This window comes from Ideonella sp. (genome assembly GCF_036277275.1).
In the GTDB taxonomy this organism is placed as follows: Bacteria; Pseudomonadota; Gammaproteobacteria; order Burkholderiales; family Burkholderiaceae_C; genus Ideonella.
On sequence record NZ_DASUNH010000025.1, the window covers coordinates 23,173 to 43,603 of the forward strand.

Here is a 20,431-nt window from a genome sequence, read left to right on the forward strand (position 1 = left end):
ACTCATCTTTTGATCGTCAACACCATGGGAAAAAATCCGCCTGCGAAAACAGCCACGGCAGAAGCCGCCCCCGCCACCGGCCGCCAGCCGGTGCAAGACCGCAGCCGCGCGCGGCAAGAGCACATCCTGGGCATCGCCGCAGAGTTGCTGACAAGCGGTGGCAGCGAGCACCTGCGCATGAGTGAGGTGGCCAAGCAAGCCGGCATCTCGATCGGCTCGCTCTACCAATATTTCCCGGACAAGGCCGCGCTGATGCACAGCCTGGCGCAGAAGCATTTCGACGCCAGCCGCGCCTGCATCGAAGCCGCGTTCGCCGAAGCGCAAGACTTGCCCGCGCTGCGTCGCGCGTTCGAGCAACTGGTCGACGAGTGCTTCGAGATCTGCGCCGCCGAGCCGGTGGTGCGCGAGGTCTGGGCTGGTCTGCAGGCCGACCCGGCGCTGCGCGAGATCGAGTTGAAGGAGTCGGCCGCATGCGGCGCGTTGCTGGCCCAGGCGCTGGCGCGCGTGCGGCCCGCCGGCAAGGACTTGTCGTCAGCGTCTTTCCTGGCCTGGCACCTCGGTGAAGCCACGGTGCGCCTGGCGCTGGGCGTGCCCAAGGCCGAGGGCAGGCGGCTGCTGACAGCCTACAAGCAGATGGTCACGGCGTCGCTGTTCGAAGCGGCCTGATCGGGCCTGCGGCGGACCGAATCACCAGCGCTTCCACCAGGGCTTGGGGGTCTGAAGGGGTTTGGGCATGACCGGCCCATCGTGAAGCTCGGTCCAGCGCGCCTCTGAACCGGCATCGCCCTCGTCATGCTTGAAGCCGGTCACGCGCTGCGCCAGTTTCGGTGGCACCTGGAACAGGTGGTCGATCGCCGCGTTGGCGCCACCGGCCGCCGCCTGCAGCCTGCGGTGATCCACCGCGATGCTGGCAAATGGCGCCGGCGGCTCGCCGATGATGCGCAGGTGGTCGTGGCTTTGCTGGCCATCGTGCAGCACCTGCCAGACCTGCTCGCCGGCACGCCACAGCCCGGCGCTGCTGAACAGCCGGTGCTCGTCGACGGTGCAGGCCAGCAGTTCGGCGCTGGCCGACAGCAGGCCCAGCGTGTCCGGGTCCATCCACGGATGATCCGTCTGCATCGCGAACACGGCATACCAGCCGCTGCGCAGCCTGCGGCCACCCAGACGACGCTCGGCAAAGTCGATCTCGGCACCCGTCGGCGTCGCGTTCAGGTCGGCCAGCACCTGCTCGGGCAGCTTGCCGCGCACGGCCAACCAGGACAAGGCATAACCCACGTCGCGTTTCCTCTGTCGTCAGGGCGCTTTCAGCGCATGCGTCATCAGGTACTTGGCGATGCCATCGCCGTAGCCCTCGATCGTCGCCACCACCTCATAGCCGAGCGAGCGGTACAAGGCTGGCGCCTGGAAGCTGAAGGTCTCCAGGTAGGCCAAACGGCAGCCCCGCTCGATCGCCCGCTGCTCGAAGGCCCGAATCAGGCGCGTACCCAGCCCTTCGCCCCGTCGCTCGGGCTGGACCCACAGCTGCTGCAGCTCGACGCAGCGGCCCCACGTGCGGCCGACCGCACCGCCGACCACTTGGCCTTCGGGTGTACGGACGAAGCACTGCAGCGGCTGCACCTCGTGCAACGGTGCCGCCTGTTCGTTCGACGTACCCAGCCCTTCGTCGACGATCGCCGCGGCTTCGCGCCAGGGCTCGTCGTGCACGGTCAAATCAAGCGTGTTCGTCATCCGTTGCTCTTGCTCCGTGTGCGGGCCAGCAGCGCCTCGCGCCGGGCCAGGCTGTCGGCCGGCCAGAGGTGCTCTCGGTCGTAGTACTCGGGCACCGCTGGCGTGCCCGGCGGCAGCACCACCCACGGCTGCTTCGAGGCGGTGAAGATGTGGATATCCGGCGGCAGGCGCTCAGGCTCGTCGAGCGTGCCGACCCGCACGAAGCCGACCGCCGGGCCGGCCCCGGCGTAGTGGCTCCACAGCGCGACCCAGCAATGCGGGCAGCGCCAGATCTGCTGGCCCGCGCCACTGGCCGATGGCGTGTGCACCTTCGTCGGCACGGCGGCCAGCAGCGTCAGCCGGTCGGACTCGATCATCGCGTTCAATGCAAAGGACGCGCCGGTCTCACGCTGGCACCAGCGGCAGTGGCAGCAGTGCACGAACAGCGGGCGCGCTTCCATCCGGTAGCGGATGGCCCGGCAATCGCAGCCCCCTTCGATGGGAAACCCTTCTCCGCTCATGTGCCGGCCTCTTGCCGCCAATGCCAGACCCCGGCCTGGCGCGCCACGCGGCCGTCCTGTTCGAGCTTGATCAGGTGCGCCGTCAACGAACGCGCCGCGATCGCGTGACGCGAACTCGGCACGTCGCCGTATACCGCCGGCACCAGGGCCTCGGGTGTGCCGCTGCCGGCCGCCTGCAGCGCGGCCGCCACCTTGGCCTCGCGTGCCAGCCGATGCAGCACGAGCCGGCGCACTTCCGTCTGCGGCTCGGCCATCAGGAAGCCATGGCCAGGCGCGAACCACTGCAGGCCGTCGATCGACAACAGCCTTTCCAGTGAGGCGAGGTAGGCCGCCATGTCACCGTCCGGCGGGTTGATGACCACGGTCGAGCCCTGCATCACATGGTCGCCGGTGAACAGCAGCCCTTCTTCTTCGAGCAGCCAGCAGACGTGGTTGGATGCATGGCCCGGCGTCACGACCGCACGCAGCGTCGCGTTCGGCCCCAGCACCATGCGCTCGCCGTCGACCGGGGTTTGCCGTGGGTGGAACGCGGTGTCCTGCCACTCGGGGTGGTCGGCGACGCGGCCGATCAAAGGCGCGTCGGTCAGGGCCGCCAGTCGCTGCGCGGCCGGCGAATGGTCTTTGTGGGTGTGGGTCACGACGATGCGCACGATCTTGCCCGGCGCGGCCGCGGCCAGCACGGCCTGCAGGTGGCCGTCAGTGTGGTCGTCCAACGGGCCGGGGTCGATCACCGTCACCTCCTGGCTGCCGGGCGAGCGGACGAGGTAGGTGTTGGTGCCCGGGCCGGTCATCACCGAGCCATTCGAGCAGGTGACGCGCGTGACGCGGTCGGACAGCCGCACCGGCTGCAGCGGCGGCAACTCGAAGCAGACGTTGCCCAGCCCCACCGGGTCGAGCCGGCCGATCTCGGCGTACGCCCATTCACCCGGCAGCACCGGCCGCACCTTGCCGGTGGCGTCGCGGCCCAGCCGCGGCATCATCCGCGGCGGATGGCGGCGGGCATGGGCGTCGGCCAGGCAATCGGCCACGCTGCTGAAGCGGGCCAGGTCCTTCAGCGTTTCGCGGGTCACCGGCAGCAGCTTCAGCCCGCGCGCTTTCTCCAGCGCCTGCGCCGGCGTCAACCAGGCCGACTCGAGCGCCTCACCGGCGTCGACCACCGCGGCCTGGCCTTGCGGAGCGCGGGCGACGAAGAAACGGGTGTCGAAGCGCTTGGGCATGCCCGGCGGCGTCAACCAGTGGCTGTGGTACGCCAGTGCCCCAGCATCCAGCCGCAGGTGGTGACGCTCGCACAGCGCGACGAAGTCCTCGCCGCGTCGCACCAGCGCGCGCTCGCGCGCCGCCGCGTCGACATCACCCGCCGTCGCGTACAGCAGGCCCACCTCTTCGAAGCACTCCCGCAACGCTGCCACGGTGTAGGCCAGCGCGCCGGCGTCCAAGCCCAGCCGCTCGTTCGCACTGGCTTCGTTGTCACCGTCACAACGGGCCGCCAGCGCTTCATCTTCGGCGTCCAGCACGCCACCGGGGAAGACCCAGACGCCGCTGCGCATGTCGTCGTCACGCTCGGCGCGCCGCAACAGCAGCACCTCGGGCGCACCGTCGGCGCCGTCGCGCAGCACGATCACGCTCGCGGCGCGGCGCGCGCCCTCGGCGTCGCGGTCGTCGGCAACGACGGGCTTGTCGGCAGCAGGGATGGCACTCATGCCGGCATTGTCTGCCTGGCGCTTCCTCCTGCCAGCAGCGTGGCAATCTCGGTCTCGCTGTAGCCGGCCTCGGCCAGCAGCTCACGGGTGTGCTGGCCGATCAACGGCGCCGGCCGCGGCGTGCCGGGCCGGCTGCGGCCAAAACGCGGTGTCGGTGCGGGCTGCGTCACGCCGTCGACGTCGACGAACGACTGGCGCTGCTGCGCCTGCGGGTGCTGCGTGGCCTCGGTCATCGACAGCACCGGCGTCACGCAGGCATCGCTGCCCTCGAACAATGCCGCCCACTCGTCGCGCGGGCGACTGCGCAGGATGGCCGCCAACGCCTCCCGCATCTCGGGCCACAGCCTGCGGTCGTACTGGCGCTGGACGAAGCGCGCCCCCAGCCCCACCAGCTGGGCCAGCTCGGCAAAGAACTTCGGCTCCAGCGCGCCGACCGCCAGCCAGCCACCATCGGCCGTCTCGTAGGTCGCATAGAACGGCGCGCCACCGTCCAGCAGGTTGGCAGCCCGCCGGCTGACATCCCATTGGCCACCGGCGGCCAGGCCGTGGAACAGCGCCAGCAGCGACCCGACCCCGTCGACCATCGCCGCATCGACCACCTGGCCGCGTCCTGAACGCTGGCGTTCGTACAGCGCGGCCAGCACGCCGAATGCGAGGTACAGCGCGCCGCCGCCGTAGTCACCGACCAGGTTCAACGGCGGCACCGGTGCGCCCGCCTGGCCATCGTGACCGCCGATCGCATGCAAGGCGCCAGTCAACGCGATGTAGTTGATGTCGTGGCCCGCCGTCTGCGCCAGCGGGCCGGTCTGGCCATAACCCGTCATGCGGCCGTAGACCAGGCCGGGGTGGCGCGCATGACAGTCTTCCGGCCCCAAACCCAGGCGCTCGGCCACACCGGGGCGCCAGCCCTCGATCAGCACGTCGGCCGAGCCGATCAGCCGGCGCGCGGCCTCGCGGCCGGCGTCGCTCTTGAGGTCGAGCGCGATCGAGCGGCGGCTGCGGCCGGGCACGTCGAAGCGCGTCTGGACCGGCACGCCCAGCCCGCTCGGCTCGATGCGGTCGATGCGCACCACCTCGGCGCCCAAGTCGGCCAGCAGCATCGCGCACATCGGGCCGGGCCCGATGCTCGCCAGCTCGATCACCCTCAGTCCATGCAAAGGCCCCATCACTCCGCCTTGTCGTTGTGTCGTCAGCGAGAAGGCTAGCATCGGGGCAGTGACCACGGTCTCCCCCTCCCCTAGATTGCTCATCGAGCCGCAGGGCTGGGCCTTGCCGGTCGGGCCCGGCCAGAGCCTGCTCGAAGCGGCGCAGGCCGCCGGCGTGCAACTGCCGCGCTCGTGCCGCAATGGCAGCTGTCGCGCCTGCCGCTGCAAGCTGCTGCATGGCCAGGTGCGCTACCGCATCGACTGGCCAGGCCTGCTGGCGGAAGAAAAAGCCGAGGGCTGGATCCTGCCGTGCGTGGCGCTACCGGCGCTCGACATACCGGGCGACGTGGTCATCGAAGCGCCGTTCGCCAGCAAGGCACCGCAATTGCCGTCGGAGGTCACCTGATGTTCAAGGCACTCATGCTGACGCAGCACGACAAGCAAACCCAGGCGACCCTGGTCGACCTGGACGAGGCCGCGTTGCCACCCGGCGACGTGCGGGTGCGCGTCGACTACTCCAGCCTCAACTACAAGGACGCCCTGGCCGTGACAGGCCGCGGCGCGATCGTGCGCAGCTGGCCGATGGTGCCGGGCATCGATCTGGCCGGTGTGGTCGAGCACAGCGTCGACGCCGCCTGGCGGGTCGGCGACCGGGTCGTCGTCAACGGCTGGGGCCTGGGCGAAACCGCCTGGGGGGGGCTGGCGGAGAAAGCCAGCCTGAAGGCCGGTTGGCTGCTGCGCCTGCCTGAGCGTTTCACGACGCGGGACTCGATGGCCGTGGCGACCGCCGGCTACACCGCCGCCCTGTGCGTGATGGCGCTGCAAAAGCATGGCCTGCAGCCCGGCGACGGCGACGTGCTGGTCACCGGTGCCACTGGTGGGGTCGGCTCGGTGGCCGTGGCGCTGCTGGCCGGCCTGGGGTTCGAGGTCACCGCATCGACCGGCCGGCCGCAGGAGGCCGACTACCTGCGCGTGATGGGCGCACGGCACATCGTCGACCGCAGCGAGCTGTCGTTGCCCGGCAAGCCGCTGCAGAGCGAGCGCTGGGCGGGTGTCGTCGATTCGGTCGGCAGCCACACGCTGGTCAACGCGCTGGCACAGACCCGCTGGAGCGGCGCGGTCGCCGGCTGCGGCCTGGCCGGCGGCAGCGACCTGCCCGGCACGGTGATGCCGTTCATCCTGCGCGGCGTCACGCTGTACGGCATCAACTGCGTGTTCCAGCCGAACGGCGTACGCGATCAGGCCTGGGCGCTGCTGGCCGAGCACCTGAAGCCCGCACAGCTGGCACAGATGACACACGAGGTCGGCTTGAGCGACGTGGTGCAGGCCAGCGGCGACCTGCTGGCCGGTCGCATCCGTGGCCGCACCGTGGTGGACGTCCACCGATGAGCGCCGCGCCCGAACGCGATGACGACGAGACCCGCATCGTCGTCATCGACGACTACCCGGACGCGGTGGCCTCGCTGGTCGCGGCGCTGCAAGAGCATGGCTGCACCGTGCGTTCGGCCAGCGACGGCCTGAGCGCACTCGAGCTGATCGAGCGTTTCGAACCACATTGCGTGCTGTTGGACATCCAGATGCCGGGGCTGGACGGCCTGACGCTGGCACAGCGCCTGCGCGACCGGCACGGCAACGACATCGTGCTGATCGCGATCACCGGCGGCAGCCCGGCCGACAAGACGGTGGCCGCCACTTTCGACCTGGTGGACCACTGGTTCACCAAGCCGATCGATATCAAGAAGCTGATGCAGCTCGTTCGAGCGGGGTGATTTGGCCCCCACGGGCCCTTCCGGGCCCTGCCCCCCGAGGGGGCTCGCGCAGCGGACCGGCGAAGCCGGATCCGCGCACGCCACTTGGTCGGCGGCGGGGCTTCGCGCGCCTTAGAAGACGGGTCCCCTCGACATCAAAGGAATCGTTCGAGCAAGCGCTTTGAATGCCGGTCCAGCGCCAGCAGGTTCGGCACCTTGAAGACGATGCCATGGCCGCTGGTGATCAGCAACGCGGCGTGGCTGCCGGGCAGGCGGCGGATGTCTTCCTCACCCTTGAGCACCAGCTGCGTCGGGCCACGGTCGGTCTCGACATCCCAGGTGCTGGGGGTCGAGAAGGTCGACACTTTCAACAGGTGCTTGATCTCGGGCGTGAACTCGCGGCTGGCCAGCTCTTCCTCGAGCAGCGCACGGATGGCCGGCGACAGGCCCGACAACCGTGGCACCCACGCCAGCTCGCGGCCCTCGGTGCTGACCAGCGACAGCCCTTCGTCAGGTGCGCCAATCGGGAACGCGCGCACCGGCGTGATGCCCTCGTGAACCGCGCCGTCGCCGCCGATGAAGACCAGCCGCCCCAACGCGTCGCGCGACAGCTGGAAATCTCCCATTTCCGATCCGACGGCGCTCATTGACTCGCCTCCACGTGTGCCGACGGTTGCTGCAAGGTGCTGGCGATCAGCACCGCGTCATGGTCGGTGCCCTCGCCGTCGCTGCGTTCGGCCTCGGCCTTGCGGGCTTGCGCCTCGTACAGCCGCCAGTAGGCGCCCTGCTTGGCCATCAACTCGTCGTGCGGGCCGACCTCGACCACCTCGCCGCGGTCCATCACGACCAGCCGGTCGGCCTTGCGCAGGGTCGACAGCCGGTGCGCGATCGCGATCGTCGTGCGGCCCTTGACCAGGTTGTCGAGCGCCTTCTGGATTTCCTTCTCGGTCTCGGTGTCGACCGCCGACGTCGCCTCGTCGAGGATCAGCAGGCGCGGGTCGATCAGCAGCGCCCGGGCGATCGAGATGCGCTGGCGTTCACCGCCCGACAGGCCCTGGCCGCGCTCGCCGACCAGCGAGTCATAGCCCTGCGGCAAGCGCAGGATGAACTCGTGCGCATGCGCCGCGCGTGCCGCGGCGACGATCTCGTCACGCGTCGCGCCGGGCTTGCCGTAGGCGATGTTCTCGGCCACGGTGCCGAAGAACAGGAACGGCTCCTGCAGCACCAGGCCGATGTGGCGCCGGTAGTCGGACACCGCGAAGCGCCGGATGTCGACGCCATCGACCAGGATGCGGCCGTCGGTCACGTCGTAGAAACGACAGATCAGGTTGACCAGCGTGCTCTTGCCCGAACCGCTGTGGCCGACCAGGCCGATCATCTCGCCCGGGTTGATCTCGAGGTTCAGGCCGCGGATCACCGAGCGGTTGCCGTAGCGAAAGCCGATGCCGTCCATCGTCACGCCGCCCTGCAGCGCGCCGCCGGGCAACTCGCTCAACTTCACCGGGTTGGCCGGCTCGGGCACGTTCGACACATGGTCGAGGATGTCGAAGATGCGCTTGGCGCCGGCCGCGGCCTTTTGCGTCACCGAGACGATGCGGCTCATCGAATCGAGCCGGCCGTAGAAACGCCCGATGTAGGCGATGAACGCGGTCAGCACACCGACCGTGATCTCGCCCTTGCTGACCTGCCAGATGCCGAAGGCCCAGACCACCAGCAGGCCGATGTCGGTCAACAGCGAGACCGTCGGGCCGAACAGGCTCCAGGTCTTGTTCAGGCGGTCATTGACCAGCAGGTTTTGCTTGTTCGCGTCGCGAAAGCGCCCGGCCTCGCGCGCTTCCTGCGCAAACGCCTTGACCACGCGGATGCCGGGGATGGTGTCGGCCAGCACGTTGGTCACGTCGCCCCAGACACGGTCGATCTTCTCGAAGCCGGTGCGCAACCGGTCGCGCACCATGTGGATCATCCAGGCGATGAAGGGCAGCGGCAGCAAGGTGACCAGCGCCAGCCACGGGTTGATCGAGAACAGGATCGCCGAGGTCATGCCGAGCAGCAGCACGTCGGTCGCGAAGTCGAGCGCGTGCAACGACAGGAAGACCGAGATGCGGTCGGTCTCCGAGCCGATGCGGCTCATCAGGTCGCCGGTGCGCTTGGCGCCGAAGTAGTCGAGCGACAGTTGCAGCAGGTGCTCGAACGCCCCGACGCGCAGGTCGGCAGCGATGCGCTCGGAGACGATCGCGAGCAGCCAGGTCCGCGCCCAGCCCAGGCTCCAGGCCAGCAGTGCCGAGCCCAGCAGCCCCGACAGCAGCAGCATCACGTAGTCGGGATCGATCTTCTGCCCGTTCTGGAACGGGATCAGCACCTCGTCCATCAGCGGAATCGTCAGGTAAGGCGGCACCAGGTGCGCGCCGGTCGACGCCAGCGTCAGCAGGAAACCGATCAACAGCCGGCCCTGGTAGGGTTTGGCAAAGCGCCACAGCCGCAGCAGCACCCAGGTCGACGGCGGCTCGGTCAGCTCGCGGGTGCACATCGGGCATTCGTCCGAGTCCGGCGGCAGCGGGGCGCGGCAGCTCGGACACCGGGTCGGGTCGTCGCCCTCCGGCGTTACGCCCAAGGCGCGGGCATGTTGCAACTGTTCGAAACGTTTGACCAGCCGCAGCGCCTGGACATTTGCCCCCAGCGTGAAGCGCCAGCGGGTAATCAGACGATGCGCATCGGCCAGTTCCAGCGTGCCGACGCCCGCGTGGTCGTGGTGGCGCAGCGTCAGCCCAGGCACAAGGTCGTAACGTTGCCAGCCGCCGGTGGGCCCCAGGCGCGCCAACAATGCACCCTCGCTGAGCACCAGCTGGCCGGTGGAAAAGTGCAAGTCCTCGTCAAGGTCAACCTGGAGCGCGGCGAGCACGTTGTCCCCGGCAGCCAGGGGCGCTGCCGCAGGGGCAGCCGGGGTATTTTGTTGATGTTGCATGCTGAGCGCGGCATTTTCCTTGAAAGCGCGGCTGGCGCGCCCCCCGTGCCAGCCCCAGGCAGCGGCCGAGGCGCGGCGGGCGCAAAATTCGCTCCTCGCGCCAGCCGCCGGCAACTAGCGCTCCCTGGCCTGCCCACCCTGTAAACCCATCCATGACCGCCCAGAAGAACGACATCCAGCTCCAGCGCATCACCTACCTGCGCGGCCCCAACATCTGGACCTACCGCTCGGTGCTCGAAGTCTGGCTCGACCTCGGCGAACTCGAAGACCACCCCTCCGACAAGCTGCCCGGCTTCACCGACCGGCTGCTGCTGCTGCTGCCGGCGCTGGCCGAGCACCATTGCGGCGTCGGCGAGCGCGGCGGCTTTCTGCAGCGCCTGCGCGAAGGTACCTGGGCCGGCCACGTGCTGGAACACTGCGTGATCGAGCTGCTGAATCTGGCCGGCATGCCCACCGGCTTCGGCCAGACGCGCTCGACCAGCCAGCACGGCGTCTACCGCATGGTGTTCCGTTCGCGCAATGAACAGGTCGGCCGCACCGCGCTGGCCGAAGGCCATGCGCTGCTGATGGCAGCCATCAACGACAAGCCGTTCGACGTGCCCGCCGCCGTCGCCAAGGTGCGCGACGCGATCGACGACTGCTACCTGGGCCCCTCCACCGCCTGCATCGTCGCCGCGGCCACCGACCGCCGCATCCCGCACATCCGGCTGAACGACGGCAACCTGGTGCAACTGGGCTACGGCGCCCGCCAGCGCCGCATCTGGACGGCCGAAACCGACCTGACCGGCGCGATCGCCGAGACCATCGCCTGCGACAAGGACCTGACCAAGAGCCTGTTGACGGCCTGCGGCGTGCCGGTGCCTGAAGGCGAGATCGTCGACAGCCCGGCCGCGGCCTGGCGCGCCGCGCAGGATTTCGACGCCCCGGTCGTCGTCAAGCCAACCGACGGCAACCACGGCCGTGGCGTGACGCTCGATCTGACCCAAGAAGCCGACGTGCACGCCGCCTACGAGGTGGCCGCGCGCCACGGCAGCGAGGTGATGGTCGAGCGCTACATCCCTGGCCAGGAGCACCGGCTGCTGGTGGTCGGTGGCCGCGTCGTTGCCGCCGCCCGTGGCGAAACCGCCTGGGTCACCGGTGACGGCCAGCACAACGTGGCCGACCTGGTCGACCAGCAGATCAACAACGACCCGCGCCGCGGCACCACCGAAGACCACCCGCTGAACCGGTTGAACCCGCGCGAAGACGGCGTGATGCTGCTCGACCTGCAGCGCCAGGGCTTCACGCCAGACTCGGTGCCCCCCGCGGGCAAGCGGGTGCTGGTGCAGCGCAACGGCAACGTCGCGATCGACTGCACCGATGACGTTCACCCCGAGGTCGACCACTACGTTTCGCTGGCCGCGCGGGCCGTCGGGCTGGACATCGCCGGCATCGACGTGGTCGCCGAAGACATCAGCCGCCCGCTGCACGAGCAAGGCGGCGCAGTGGTCGAGGTCAACGCCGGCCCCGGGCTGCTGAGTCACCTGAAGCCGGCGGTCGGCAAGCCGCGGCCGGTCGGCCAGGCGATCGTCGAGCAGCTGTTCCCGAGCGACGAGCACGACGCGCACCCCGGCCGCATCCCGATCGTCGGCGTCGCCGGCACGCGCAACACCGACGTGATCGCCCGCGCGATCGCCTGGCTGGTGCACCTGTCGGGCCGTCACACCGCGCTGGCCTGCCGCGGCGGCCTGTTCGTCGGCCAACGCCGCACCGAGCCGGCCGTCGCCAAGAGCTCGGCCTACTGGGAAGCCAGCCACCGCCTGCTGATGAACCGCGATGCCCAGGCCGCGGTGTTCGAGAACGGCCCGGCGCTGATCCTCGACGAAGGCCTGCCGTACGACCGCTGCCATGTCGGCGTGGTGACCGATTTCGACGGCGCGCACGACCTGAAGCGGCACGACATCAGCGAGTCCGACCAGCTGTACAAGGTGCTGCGCACCCAGATCGACGTGGTGCTGGACGACGGTGTCTCGGTGCTGAACGCGAACGACCCGCGCATCACCGAACTGGCCGACCTGAGCGATGGCGAGGTGCTGTATTACGCGATCGACGGCGGCGGCGACGCGCCGCAGCTGCTGCGCGACCACAGCCTCGACGGCGGCCGCGCGGCGATCCTGCGCAACGGCCGCGTGATGCTGATGACCGGCGCCAGCGAACATGCCGGGCCCGACCTGCACGGCATCCTGCGACGCCACGGCCACGGCGGTGCCGGCGAGCTGGCCGCGCTGTCCGAAGCGCTGCTGGCCGCCGTTGCCGCGGCCTGGGCCTTCGGCATTTCGCCAGAGTTGATCGCCGCCGGCGTCGAGACGTTCGACGTCGGCCCGGCCCGCGCCTGATCGCCCTTGCAGCACAAGACCTGACGACGACCGCCCCATGGACATTTCCCGCATCCGCACCCTGCGTGGCCCCAACCTCTGGAGCCGCCACACCGCCGTCGAGGCCATCGTCTCGTGTACCGAGCCCGAGCGTGCGCTGAGCACGCTGCCCGGTTTCGAGGCCCGGCTGCGCGCCCTGTTCCCCGGCCTGGGCGCGCTTCGCCGCCGGCCTGAAGAGGCCTCGCTGGCCCATGTGCTCGAAGCCGCCACGCTGGCACTGCAGACGCAGGCCGGCTGCCCGGTCACCTTCAGCCGCTGCACCGCCACGGTGGATCCCGGCGTCTACCAGGTGGTCGTCGAGTACAGCGAAGAAAAGGTCGGCCGCCAGGCGCTCGAAGCCGCCGAGGCATTGATCCGCTCGGCATTGGCCGAAGAATCGGTGGCGCCGTTCGATTGCGACACCACGATCCACGCGCTGCGCGAACTGGACGAAGACATTCGCCTTGGTCCCTCGACCGGCTCGATCGTCAACGCCGGCATCGCCCGCGGCATCCCGTTCCGCCGCCTGACCAGCGGCAGCCTGGTGCAGTTCGGCTGGGGCGCCAAGCAGCGCCGCATCTGGGCCGCCGAGGTCGACTCGACCAGCGCGGTGTCCGAATCGATCGCGCAGGACAAGGACCTGTGCAAGACGCTGCTGCGCGCCGCCGGCGTGCCCGTGCCGCTGGGCCGCCCGGTGGCCAGCATCGAGGATGCGATCGCCGCGGCCGAAGAGATCGGCTGGCCGGTGGTCTGCAAGCCGCAGGACGGCAACCAGGGCAAGGGTGTCACCGTCAACATCACCGACACCGACGGCCTGGCTGCGGCCTACAAGACGGCCGAGGAGATCGGCCACCCGATGGTCGAGAAGTTCCTGCCGGGCAGCGACTTCCGCATGCTGGTGGTTGGCAACAGGCTGATCGCCGCCGCGCGGCGTGACCCGCCGCAGGTCAGCGGCGACGGTGTGCACACGGTGCGCCAGCTGGTCGACCAGGTCAACGCCGACCCGAAACGCGGCGACGGCCATGCGACCTCGTTGACCAAGATCCGCTTCGACGACATCGCCGTCGCGCGGCTGGCGATGCAGGGGCTGACGCCGGAGTCGGTGCCGCCCAAGGGCCAGCGCGTGACGCTGCGCAACAACGCGAACCTGTCGACCGGCGGCACCGCGACCGACGTGACCGACGACGTGCACCCCGAGGTCGCCGCGCGTGCGGTGGCCGCCGCGCGCATGGTGGGCCTGGACATCTGCGGTGTCGACGTGGTCTGCGAGACCGTGATCCGCCCGCTCGAAGAACAGCATGGCGGCGTGGTCGAGGTGAATGCCGCGCCGGGGCTGCGCATGCACCTGTCGCCGTCGTACGGCAAGGGCCGGGCGGTCGGCGAAGCCATCATCAACCACCTGTATCCGCCGGGCGACGATGGCCGCATCCCGGTCGTCGCCGTCACCGGCACCAATGGCAAGACGACCACCACGCGGCTGATCGCCCACCTGTTCGGCGCCAGCGGCCTGCGTGTCGGCATGACCAACACCGACGGCGTGCACGTCAACGGCCGCCAGATCGACTCGGGCGACTGCTCGGGCCCGAAGAGCGCGCGCAACGTGCTGATGAACCCGCAGGTCGACGCCGCGGTGTTCGAAACGGCACGCGGCGGCATCCTGCGCGAGGGGTTGGGCTACGACCGCTGCCAGGTCGCCGTCGTCACCAACATCGGCGCCGGCGACCACCTTGGCCTGAACTACATCACCACGGTCGAAGACCTGGCGGTGTTGAAGCGCGTGATCGTGCAGAACGTGGCCCCCACCGGCTACGCGGTGCTGAACGCGACCGATGCGCACTGCGTCAACATGGCCACCACCTGCCCCGGCGGCATCATCTACTTCGCGCAGGACCGCCACCACCCGGTGCTGGCCACGCACCGCGCGCAGGGCCAACGCTGCGTCTACGTCGAAGGCGACCAGATCGTCGTCGCCGAAGGCAACTGGCGCGAGTTCGTCGCGCTGCGGGACATCCCGCTGACGCGCCACGGCACGATCGGCTTCCAGATCGACAACGCGATGGCCGCGATCGCCGCCGCGTGGGGCGTCGGTCTGAGCTGGGACGCGATCCGCTCGGGTCTGGCCAGCTTCGTCAACGATGCCGACAACGCGCCCGGCCGCTTCAATGTGATGGACTATCGCGGTGCGACGCTGATCGCCGACTACGGCCACAACCCGGACGCGATGCGCGCGCTGGTGGCCGCCGTGGCCGCGATGCCGGCCAAGCGCCGCTCGGTCGTCATCTCGGGCGCCGGCGACCGCCGCGACGAAGACATCCGCGAGCAGACCCAGATCCTGGGCACCGCCTTCGACGAGGTGATCCTGTACCAGGACGCCTGCCAACGGGGCCGCGAAGACGGCGAGGTGCTGGCCTTGCTGCGCCAGGGCCTGGAAGGTGCGCAGCGCACCCGCCACATCCAGGAAATCACCGGCGAGTTCATCGCCATCGACACCGCGCTGGCGCGGCTGGAGCCGGGTGACCTGTGCCTGGTGCTGGTCGACCAGGTCGAAGAAGCGCTCGCCCACCTGGCCAAGCGGGTCGCTGAATAGAGCCCCCACGGGCCCTTCCGGGCCCTGCCCCCCGAGGGGGCTCGCGCAGCGGACCGGCAAAGCCGGATCCGCGCACGCCACTTGATGGACGGCTGCCCTGCGGGCGCCTGTAGTTGCGCGGGAGTTGTTTCCTTCTCCGTTCGGGCTGAGCTTGTCGAAGCCCAGGCCACCGCTCTACGGCAACACCTTGGCATTTCGTCCGGGTTTTCGGCGCTTCAGCCCGCCAATCGGACGCTTCGTCCTTTCCCGGATCGTATTTGTAACGGCTTGCAGTTAAGGTGCCCATCACCCGTCAAGCGCCCACCGGCGCCCGACGGGTTAGACCCGGGCGCCTATCCACGGCGCCTTTCGCTTGTTGGAAACCGCTGCTGATGAACACCCTGAAACTGTCGACGCTCGCCGTCCTCGTACACCTGGCCGCGGCCAGCTTCGCCGCTGCCCCTGTCGCGGGCCTGGACCGCCCGGGCTTCGACCCCGCGGTGCGCGCCCAGGACGACCTGTTCCATGCGGCCAACGGCGGCTGGATCAAGGCCACCGAGATCCCCGCCGACAAGTCGGAGTACGGCAGCTTCATCCAGCTGCGGGACCTGTCCGACCGGCGCGCCCGCGCGATCGTCGAAGAGCTGGCCAAGCAGCAGCTCAAACCCGGCAGCGTCGACCAGAAGGTCGGTACTTTCTATGCCACCTACCTCGACACCGACGCGATCGACAAGGCCGGCTTGGGCCCGATCCAGCCGACGCTGGCCGAGATCGACGCGATCAAGACGCCGAAGGAGCTGGCGACCTGGCTCGGCAAGGTGCAAGGCCGCGTCGAGGCGCCGATCCAGCTCTACGTGATGGCGGATTTCAAGAACCCGACGATGAACCAGGCATTGACCTGGCAAGGCGGGTTGGGCCTGCCGGACCGCGACTACTACCTGAAGAAGGAAGAAGAACGCTTCATCAAGGCCCGCGCCGCGTACGAAACCTACCTGACCACGCTGGCCACGCTGGCCGGCCTGAAGGACCCGGCCGACACCGCCAAGCGCGTGATGGCGATCGAGTACCGCATCGCCGAGGCACACTGGGACAAGGTCGAGAACCGCAACCCGGTCAAGATCTACAACCCGATGACGGTGGCCGAGTTGGCCAAGGCCGCGCCGGGGCTGGACTGGGCGACCTTCCTGCAGGCCGCCAACCTGGGGCAGGTCGAGCGCCTGTCGGTGTCGCAGCCGAGCACCGCGACCGCCGTCGCCAAGCTGTACGCCGAGGTGCCGCTGGCGGACTGGAAGCTGTATTTCAAGCTGCGCAGCCTGGACGAGGCCGGCCCGGTGCTGCCCAAGGCCTTCCGTGATGCACGCTTTGCCTTCCGCGGCACGGCGTTGACCGGCGCCAAGGAGGAGAAGCCGCGCTGGCAGCTGGGCATCGCCCAGGTCAACGGCGCGCTCGGCGAAGCGGTGGGCCAGCTCTACGTGGCCAAGCACTTCCCGCCCGAATACAAGGCCCGCATGCAGGAGCTGGTGGGCAACCTGCTGGCGTCGTACAAGGAGTCGATCGATGGCCTGACCTGGATGACGCCGGCCACCAAGGCCCAGGCGCAGGCCAAGCTGGCCAAGTACATGACCAAGATCGGCTACCCCGACCAGTGGCGCGACTACAGCAAGCTCGAGGTCCGCTCGGGCGACGCGCTGGGCAACGCGCAGCGGGCCTCGCGCTTCGAGTGGAACCGCATCGCCGCCAAGGCCGGCAAGCCGGTCGACCGCGCCGAGTGGGGCATGACGCCGCAGACCGTCAACGCCTACTACAACCCGAGCCTGAACGAGATCGTCTTCCCGGCCGCGATCCTGCAGCCGCCGTTCTTCGACATGGCTGCCGACGACGCCGTCAACTACGGCGCGATCGGTGCGGTGATCGGCCACGAGATCAGCCACGGTTTCGACGACCAGGGCAGCCAGTTCGACGGCGAAGGCGTGCTGCGCAACTGGTGGACCGACGACGACCGCAAGGCCTTCGAGGCGGTGGGCAGCAAGCTGATCGCGCAGTACGAAGGCTACGAGCCGCTGCCCGGCAAGAAGCTCAACGGCAAGCTGACGCTGGGCGAGAACATCGCCGACCTGTCGGGCTTGCAGATCGCCTACAAGGCCTACCAGCGTTCGCTCAAGGGCAAGCCGGCTCCGGTGATCGAGGGCTACACCGGCACGCAGCGCTTCTTCCTCGGCTGGTCGCAGGCCTGGCGCGAGAAGGTGCGTGAAGAGCGCGCGATGCAGCTGCTGACGACGGATCCGCACTCGCCGCCGGAATTCCGCGCCAACGGCGCCGCGGTGAACCACGACGGCTTCCACGAAGCCTTCGGCACCAAGGCCGGCGACAAGATGTTCAAGGCCCCGGACGAGCGCATCCGCATCTGGTGACGCCAGCCCGGCGGGCCGGCCTTGGGTAGTTCCGGCCCGCCGGCGGTGTGCGTGTGCCGCTCAGAAGCTGTGAATGAATCCGGCGCGCCCGAGCAGGTCGCCCAAGCGTGGCCAATCTAGACGCAAAGCACAGCCATAGCTCGGGCTATGGCGAGCATTTGCAACAACGAGTGGCCGCGTTTGGGCGGGCTGAGCGGGTGGGGGGATTCGTTCACAGCTTCTCAGGCCCCGCGCAAGCCGAACAGGTTGCCCCACGGGTCCTTGAACTGGGCCATCGTGCGGCCCGCGTCGATGAGCATCGGGCCACGGTACAGCTGCGCACCCAGGGCTTCGGCATGCGCGCGCATGGCCTGGAAGTCGTCGACCGGCCAGTAGACAACCGAGCCGGCGGCGCCGCTGGCGACCTTGGCATCGGCCGGCACGAATTCCATCTGCACACCGTCATGCACCAGCAGATCGAAGGGCGCAGGGTCGATCAAGTGCACCAGGCGCGCGGCGGGCCAGAGCCGGTGGTACCAGGCCAGCGCCGCGACCGGGTCGGCGCAGTGGATCAGCACCGCCATCGCCGGGCGCGTGGCCAGCACCGGCGACCTGCCCGGCAACGGGCACACCATCCAGGTTTCGTCTTGCGCCTGGCCGTCGACCCAGCCGGCCGCCGGTTCGGTGCCCCAGGCCACGAAGCCCAGCGACCGGTACAGCGCAAGGGCCGGCCCGTTGTGGGCGTTCACGCCCAGCATCACCTGGCGCAGGCTCGGCTCGCCGGCGGCTTGCGCCAGCACGTGGGCCACCAGCAACTGGGCGACACCCTGCCGCCGCCAGTCGGGCGCGACATACATGCCCCACAGCACTGCCTTGTGCGCCATCTTGGCCATCGATTCGCGGCCCAGGCCGGCCACACCCACCAGCCAGTCGTCCGCGGCGAACGCGCCGTAGACACAGAAGATCCCTTCGCCCTCCAGTCGCGCAGCGACCTCGGTCACCGGTTCGCCGGCCTCTTCCGCGTGGCTGGAGGCAAATGCCGACGGGCATTCGAGCAGGCCTTGCAGGCGCAGCGCCTGAAAGGCCGCGGCATCGGCGGGGCCCAGGCGCCGGATGGTGGCCGTCATGCCGGCACCTCCGGCCGACGCCATTGGGTGATCTGCGCTGGCGTGTCGAGCAGGTAGCGCGGCGCTTCGGCCTGCAGTTCGTCGCGGCTGCCATGACCCCACAGCACACCGGCCGCGGCCAGACCATTGCGGTGCGCGGCGATCAGGTCGAACGCGCGGTCACCGACCATCAGGCTGGCATCGCCGACCTGACCGGCCGCGCGCAGCGCCTCGATCTGCTGCCACTTGTGCACGCCGATCTCGCCGCCATCGACGAACCGGAACAGGTGGTCGAGCTGGAACAGCGCCAGGATCTTGCAGGCGAAATCGCGCCGCTTCGAGGTGCACAGCCCCAAAGGCACGCCGGCATCGGCAAGCGCCGTCAAGGCTTCGGGGATACCGGCGTAGAGCTGGTTCTCGGCATAGCCGATGTCGCCATAGCGTTCACGGTACGCAGCCACCAGCGCGTGGATCGTGCTGTCGTCGTCGCGGCCGGTGATGGCGCGAAAACTCTCGTCCAGCGGCGGGCCGATGAAACGCGAAACCGCGCCCGGCGCCAGCGGCATGAAGCCGTGGCGTTCGAGCGCGTGGTTGATCGAGCGGCCGATGCCGAGCTGCGGATCGCTCAGCGTGCCGTCGAGATCGAACAGGATCAGGTCGTGTGGCATCGACGGGCAGTATGCCCGCCGCGCCGCACGACGCCGACGCCCAAGCTCAGGGGTTGTAGAGCTTGATTTCCTTGTTCCAGCGGAACATCGTGGTCGCCTGGCCCGAGTAGACATGCATCTCGACCGTGTGCGAGCCCTGCGCGACGCTGGCGAAGGTCTGGTAGTTCATGACCTGGTAGCCGCCACCGGCACGGATGATGCCGTTGAACGGGCAGTTGATGTAGCTGCCGTCGATCATCAAGCAGACCGCGGCGTTGTTCTCGGTCGCCACGGCGGCCAGTTGCGCGTTCATGTTGGCGGCGATCGTGCAACCGGCGGCGTTGCCGCAGTTCAGCGTCAGCGTGGTGCCGACGACGTTGAAGCCCGGGTTGATCGCGACCGATGCGCTGTCGGTGTCGAAGTAGGTCTTCTTCAGTGCGTGCGGCGTGCTGATGGCCTCGGCCGACATTTTCTTGGCCGAATGCACGCCCGGGGGCTCGCCGCCGGCAAAGGCGCTGAAGGCGAAAGCGGCCGCGACGGCAGCCAGGGACAACTTGGCAACATAAGACATGGAACCTCCTGAATTGCTGGGGGTTGGGGCGCGGTGGGCTGTGTGCCCTTCTTGCCCCACCTGCCGCGGTGAACTGCGGCTGGCGTGCGCATTGTTGAGAAGGGCCTCGCCGTGCGACACCCTGCATCCGAAGGGTCCGCCCCCCTTGCTCGTGGGGCCTCTTGGGGGGCTCCCCACTGCAGCTTGTGCTCCCGGTTCAGGCGAATGGCTGTGCTGGTGCAAGACGCAGACGACGTGGGTGCGCCCGGCTGCGTCGGGCCGTGAGTGGGCCAGTTGTGCGGGAGAAGAAAGGGAAAGGGCCATGCCGCACCGGCGGTTTCAGCGCCGCCGATGCCAGCATGACCCGTTCAACGTCGAGACCGCTCAGGGGCGATACAGCTTGAACTCCTTGTTCCAGCGATGCAGGTTGGTGGCCACCGACGTGAAGATGCGCATCTGCACCGTGTGGTTGCCCAGCGCCACGGAGGTGAAGGTCTGGTAGTTCATGACCTGGAAGCCACTGCCCGCGCGGATGATGCCGTTGAAGGGGCAGCTGACGCTGGAGCCGTCGACGATCAGGCAGATCGCCGCGGCGTTCTCGGTCGCCGCAGCGGCCAGCTGCGCATTCATGTTGCCGGCGATGGTGCAGCCGGCCGTGTTCGCGCAGTTGACCGTCAGCACGGTGCCGATGTCGTTGTTGCCGACGGCCAGCGGCGTCGACGTGCTGGAGGTGTCGAAGAAGGTCTTCTGCAGCTTGTGCGAGGTGCTGATCGCCATCGGCGAGACCTTGCTGACCGCCTTCGATCCAGGCGGCTCGCTGCCGGCCTGAGCGCCGGCGGACATGGCCAGGGCTGCGGCGGCAGCCAGCGAGAGCTTAAGGAGTTGGGACACGGGTGACCTCCAGACTTGGTATGGCACGAACAAGCTGCCGAGGCCCGGGGGCACTCGGCCCACTGCCACCGTTGTTTCGGCGGCAGGCCGTGCATGTTCGAAGGC

Annotated in this window: 18 protein-coding genes; 7 read left to right on the forward strand and 11 right to left on the reverse strand. The window is 69.2% G+C overall.

Going from position 1 to position 20,431, the window contains the following annotated elements; translation table 11 throughout:
• Positions 1-24: 24 nt before the first annotated feature.
• A complete protein-coding gene (locus VFY73_RS05560) occupies positions 25-666 on the forward strand; it encodes a TetR/AcrR family transcriptional regulator (protein ID WP_329716927.1) in 642 nt (213 codons plus the stop codon).
• Between the two features lie 21 nt (positions 667-687).
• Here the strand turns inward: VFY73_RS05560 and VFY73_RS05565 are convergent, their stop codons facing one another.
• Genes VFY73_RS05565 through VFY73_RS05585 form a run of 5 tightly spaced genes read right to left on the reverse strand, consistent with a single transcriptional unit; the run spans position 688 to position 5,094 of the window.
• Positions 688-1,275, reverse strand: a complete 588-nt coding sequence (locus tag VFY73_RS05565) for a hypothetical protein (protein WP_329716928.1) — start codon at positions 1,273-1,275, stop codon at positions 688-690.
• An 18-nt stretch (positions 1,276-1,293) separates the two neighbouring features.
• Positions 1,294-1,728 (reverse strand): GNAT family N-acetyltransferase, encoded by a 435-nt coding sequence (locus VFY73_RS05570; protein ID WP_329716929.1) that lies wholly within the window; start codon positions 1,726-1,728, stop codon positions 1,294-1,296.
• Complete coding sequence (locus VFY73_RS05575; RefSeq protein ID WP_329716930.1) at positions 1,725-2,228, reverse strand: GFA family protein; 504 nt, start codon at positions 2,226-2,228, stop codon at positions 1,725-1,727. The genes VFY73_RS05570 and VFY73_RS05575 overlap by 4 nt, the downstream gene beginning before the upstream one ends.
• The gene (locus VFY73_RS05580) at positions 2,225-3,928 is read right to left on the reverse strand and encodes an MBL fold metallo-hydrolase (protein WP_329716931.1); all 1,704 of its coding nucleotides are present in this window, start codon (positions 3,926-3,928) and stop codon (positions 2,225-2,227) included. Before VFY73_RS05580 ends, VFY73_RS05575 begins: the two co-directional genes overlap by 4 nt.
• The gene (locus tag VFY73_RS05585) at positions 3,925-5,094 is read right to left on the reverse strand and encodes a CaiB/BaiF CoA-transferase family protein (protein ID WP_329716932.1); all 1,170 of its coding nucleotides are present in this window, start codon (positions 5,092-5,094) and stop codon (positions 3,925-3,927) included. The genes VFY73_RS05580 and VFY73_RS05585 overlap by 4 nt, the downstream gene beginning before the upstream one ends.
• A gap of 49 nt (positions 5,095-5,143) precedes the next feature.
• On the opposite strand from VFY73_RS05585, the gene VFY73_RS05590 reads away from it, so the two are divergent.
• From VFY73_RS05590 to VFY73_RS05600, 3 genes are read left to right on the forward strand one after another with little or no spacing between them, the layout of a single operon-like run.
• Positions 5,144-5,479, forward strand: coding sequence for a 2Fe-2S iron-sulfur cluster-binding protein (locus VFY73_RS05590; RefSeq protein WP_414654407.1), 336 nt, complete (start codon positions 5,144-5,146; stop codon positions 5,477-5,479).
• Positions 5,479-6,462 carry an MDR family oxidoreductase gene (locus VFY73_RS05595; protein ID WP_329716933.1) on the forward strand — a complete coding sequence of 328 codons (984 nt, stop codon included), beginning with the start codon at positions 5,479-5,481 and terminating at the stop codon, positions 6,460-6,462. Before VFY73_RS05590 ends, VFY73_RS05595 begins: the two co-directional genes overlap by 1 nt.
• The gene (locus VFY73_RS05600; RefSeq protein ID WP_329716934.1) at positions 6,459-6,842 is read left to right on the forward strand and encodes a response regulator; all 384 of its coding nucleotides are present in this window, start codon (positions 6,459-6,461) and stop codon (positions 6,840-6,842) included. The genes VFY73_RS05595 and VFY73_RS05600 overlap by 4 nt, the downstream gene beginning before the upstream one ends.
• A gap of 134 nt (positions 6,843-6,976) precedes the next feature.
• Here VFY73_RS05600 and VFY73_RS05605 read toward each other — a convergent pair whose 3' ends face one another.
• The gene (locus VFY73_RS05605) at positions 6,977-7,468 is read right to left on the reverse strand and encodes a DUF1854 domain-containing protein (protein ID WP_329716935.1); all 492 of its coding nucleotides are present in this window, start codon (positions 7,466-7,468) and stop codon (positions 6,977-6,979) included.
• On the reverse strand, positions 7,465-9,783 hold the full coding sequence (locus VFY73_RS05610) for an ABC transporter ATP-binding protein (RefSeq protein ID WP_329716936.1): 2,319 nt from the start codon (positions 9,781-9,783) through the stop codon (positions 7,465-7,467). The genes VFY73_RS05605 and VFY73_RS05610 overlap by 4 nt, the downstream gene beginning before the upstream one ends.
• Before the next feature lie 152 nt (positions 9,784-9,935).
• Between VFY73_RS05610 and cphA (VFY73_RS05615) the strand changes: the two genes are divergently transcribed.
• The 3 genes from cphA (VFY73_RS05615) (at position 9,936) to VFY73_RS05625 (ending at position 17,153) form a co-directional block, all read left to right on the forward strand.
• Positions 9,936-12,158, forward strand: a complete 2,223-nt coding sequence (cphA, locus tag VFY73_RS05615; protein ID WP_329716937.1) for a cyanophycin synthetase — start codon at positions 9,936-9,938, stop codon at positions 12,156-12,158.
• A gap of 37 nt (positions 12,159-12,195) precedes the next feature.
• On the forward strand, positions 12,196-14,763 hold the full coding sequence (gene cphA / locus VFY73_RS05620; protein WP_329716938.1) for a cyanophycin synthetase: 2,568 nt from the start codon (positions 12,196-12,198) through the stop codon (positions 14,761-14,763).
• 371 nt (positions 14,764-15,134) lie between these two features.
• Positions 15,135-17,153, forward strand: coding sequence for a M13 family metallopeptidase (locus VFY73_RS05625; protein ID WP_329716939.1), 2,019 nt, complete (start codon positions 15,135-15,137; stop codon positions 17,151-17,153).
• A 221-nt stretch (positions 17,154-17,374) separates the two neighbouring features.
• Here the strand turns inward: VFY73_RS05625 and VFY73_RS05630 are convergent, their stop codons facing one another.
• The 4 genes from VFY73_RS05630 to VFY73_RS05645 form a co-directional block, all read right to left on the reverse strand.
• Complete coding sequence (locus VFY73_RS05630) at positions 17,375-18,259, reverse strand: GNAT family N-acetyltransferase (protein ID WP_329716940.1); 885 nt, start codon at positions 18,257-18,259, stop codon at positions 17,375-17,377.
• A complete protein-coding gene (locus VFY73_RS05635; protein ID WP_329716941.1) occupies positions 18,256-18,906 on the reverse strand; it encodes an HAD hydrolase-like protein in 651 nt (216 codons plus the stop codon). The genes VFY73_RS05630 and VFY73_RS05635 overlap by 4 nt, the downstream gene beginning before the upstream one ends.
• A gap of 46 nt (positions 18,907-18,952) precedes the next feature.
• Positions 18,953-19,456, reverse strand: coding sequence for a hypothetical protein (locus VFY73_RS05640; protein ID WP_329716942.1), 504 nt, complete (start codon positions 19,454-19,456; stop codon positions 18,953-18,955).
• 363 nt (positions 19,457-19,819) lie between these two features.
• Positions 19,820-20,326 (reverse strand): hypothetical protein, encoded by a 507-nt coding sequence (locus VFY73_RS05645; protein WP_329716943.1) that lies wholly within the window; start codon positions 20,324-20,326, stop codon positions 19,820-19,822.
• Positions 20,327-20,431 lie beyond the last annotated feature (105 nt).

Coding starts and splice junctions, on each gene's coding strand:
- cphA (WP_329716937.1), top strand. CDS start 9,936: ATGACCGCCCAGAAGAACGACATCCAGCTCCAGCGCATCACCTACCTG.
- VFY73_RS05575 (WP_329716930.1), bottom strand. CDS start 2,228: ATGAGCGGAGAAGGGTTTCCCATCGAAGGGGGCTGCGATTGCCGGGCC.
- VFY73_RS05635 (WP_329716941.1), bottom strand. CDS start 18,906: ATGCCACACGACCTGATCCTGTTCGATCTCGACGGCACGCTGAGCGAT.
- VFY73_RS05585 (WP_329716932.1), bottom strand. CDS start 5,094: ATGGGGCCTTTGCATGGACTGAGGGTGATCGAGCTGGCGAGCATCGGG.
- VFY73_RS05570 (WP_329716929.1), bottom strand. CDS start 1,728: ATGACGAACACGCTTGATTTGACCGTGCACGACGAGCCCTGGCGCGAA.
- VFY73_RS05605 (WP_329716935.1), bottom strand. CDS start 7,468: ATGAGCGCCGTCGGATCGGAAATGGGAGATTTCCAGCTGTCGCGCGAC.
- VFY73_RS05580 (WP_329716931.1), bottom strand. CDS start 3,928: ATGAGTGCCATCCCTGCTGCCGACAAGCCCGTCGTTGCCGACGACCGC.
- cphA (WP_329716938.1), top strand. CDS start 12,196: ATGGACATTTCCCGCATCCGCACCCTGCGTGGCCCCAACCTCTGGAGC.
- VFY73_RS05630 (WP_329716940.1), bottom strand. CDS start 18,259: ATGACGGCCACCATCCGGCGCCTGGGCCCCGCCGATGCCGCGGCCTTT.
- VFY73_RS05625 (WP_329716939.1), top strand. CDS start 15,135: ATGAACACCCTGAAACTGTCGACGCTCGCCGTCCTCGTACACCTGGCC.
- VFY73_RS05610 (WP_329716936.1), bottom strand. CDS start 9,783: ATGCAACATCAACAAAATACCCCGGCTGCCCCTGCGGCAGCGCCCCTG.
- VFY73_RS05640 (WP_329716942.1), bottom strand. CDS start 19,456: ATGTCTTATGTTGCCAAGTTGTCCCTGGCTGCCGTCGCGGCCGCTTTC.
- VFY73_RS05560 (WP_329716927.1), top strand. CDS start 25: ATGGGAAAAAATCCGCCTGCGAAAACAGCCACGGCAGAAGCCGCCCCC.
- VFY73_RS05600 (WP_329716934.1), top strand. CDS start 6,459: ATGAGCGCCGCGCCCGAACGCGATGACGACGAGACCCGCATCGTCGTC.
- VFY73_RS05595 (WP_329716933.1), top strand. CDS start 5,479: ATGTTCAAGGCACTCATGCTGACGCAGCACGACAAGCAAACCCAGGCG.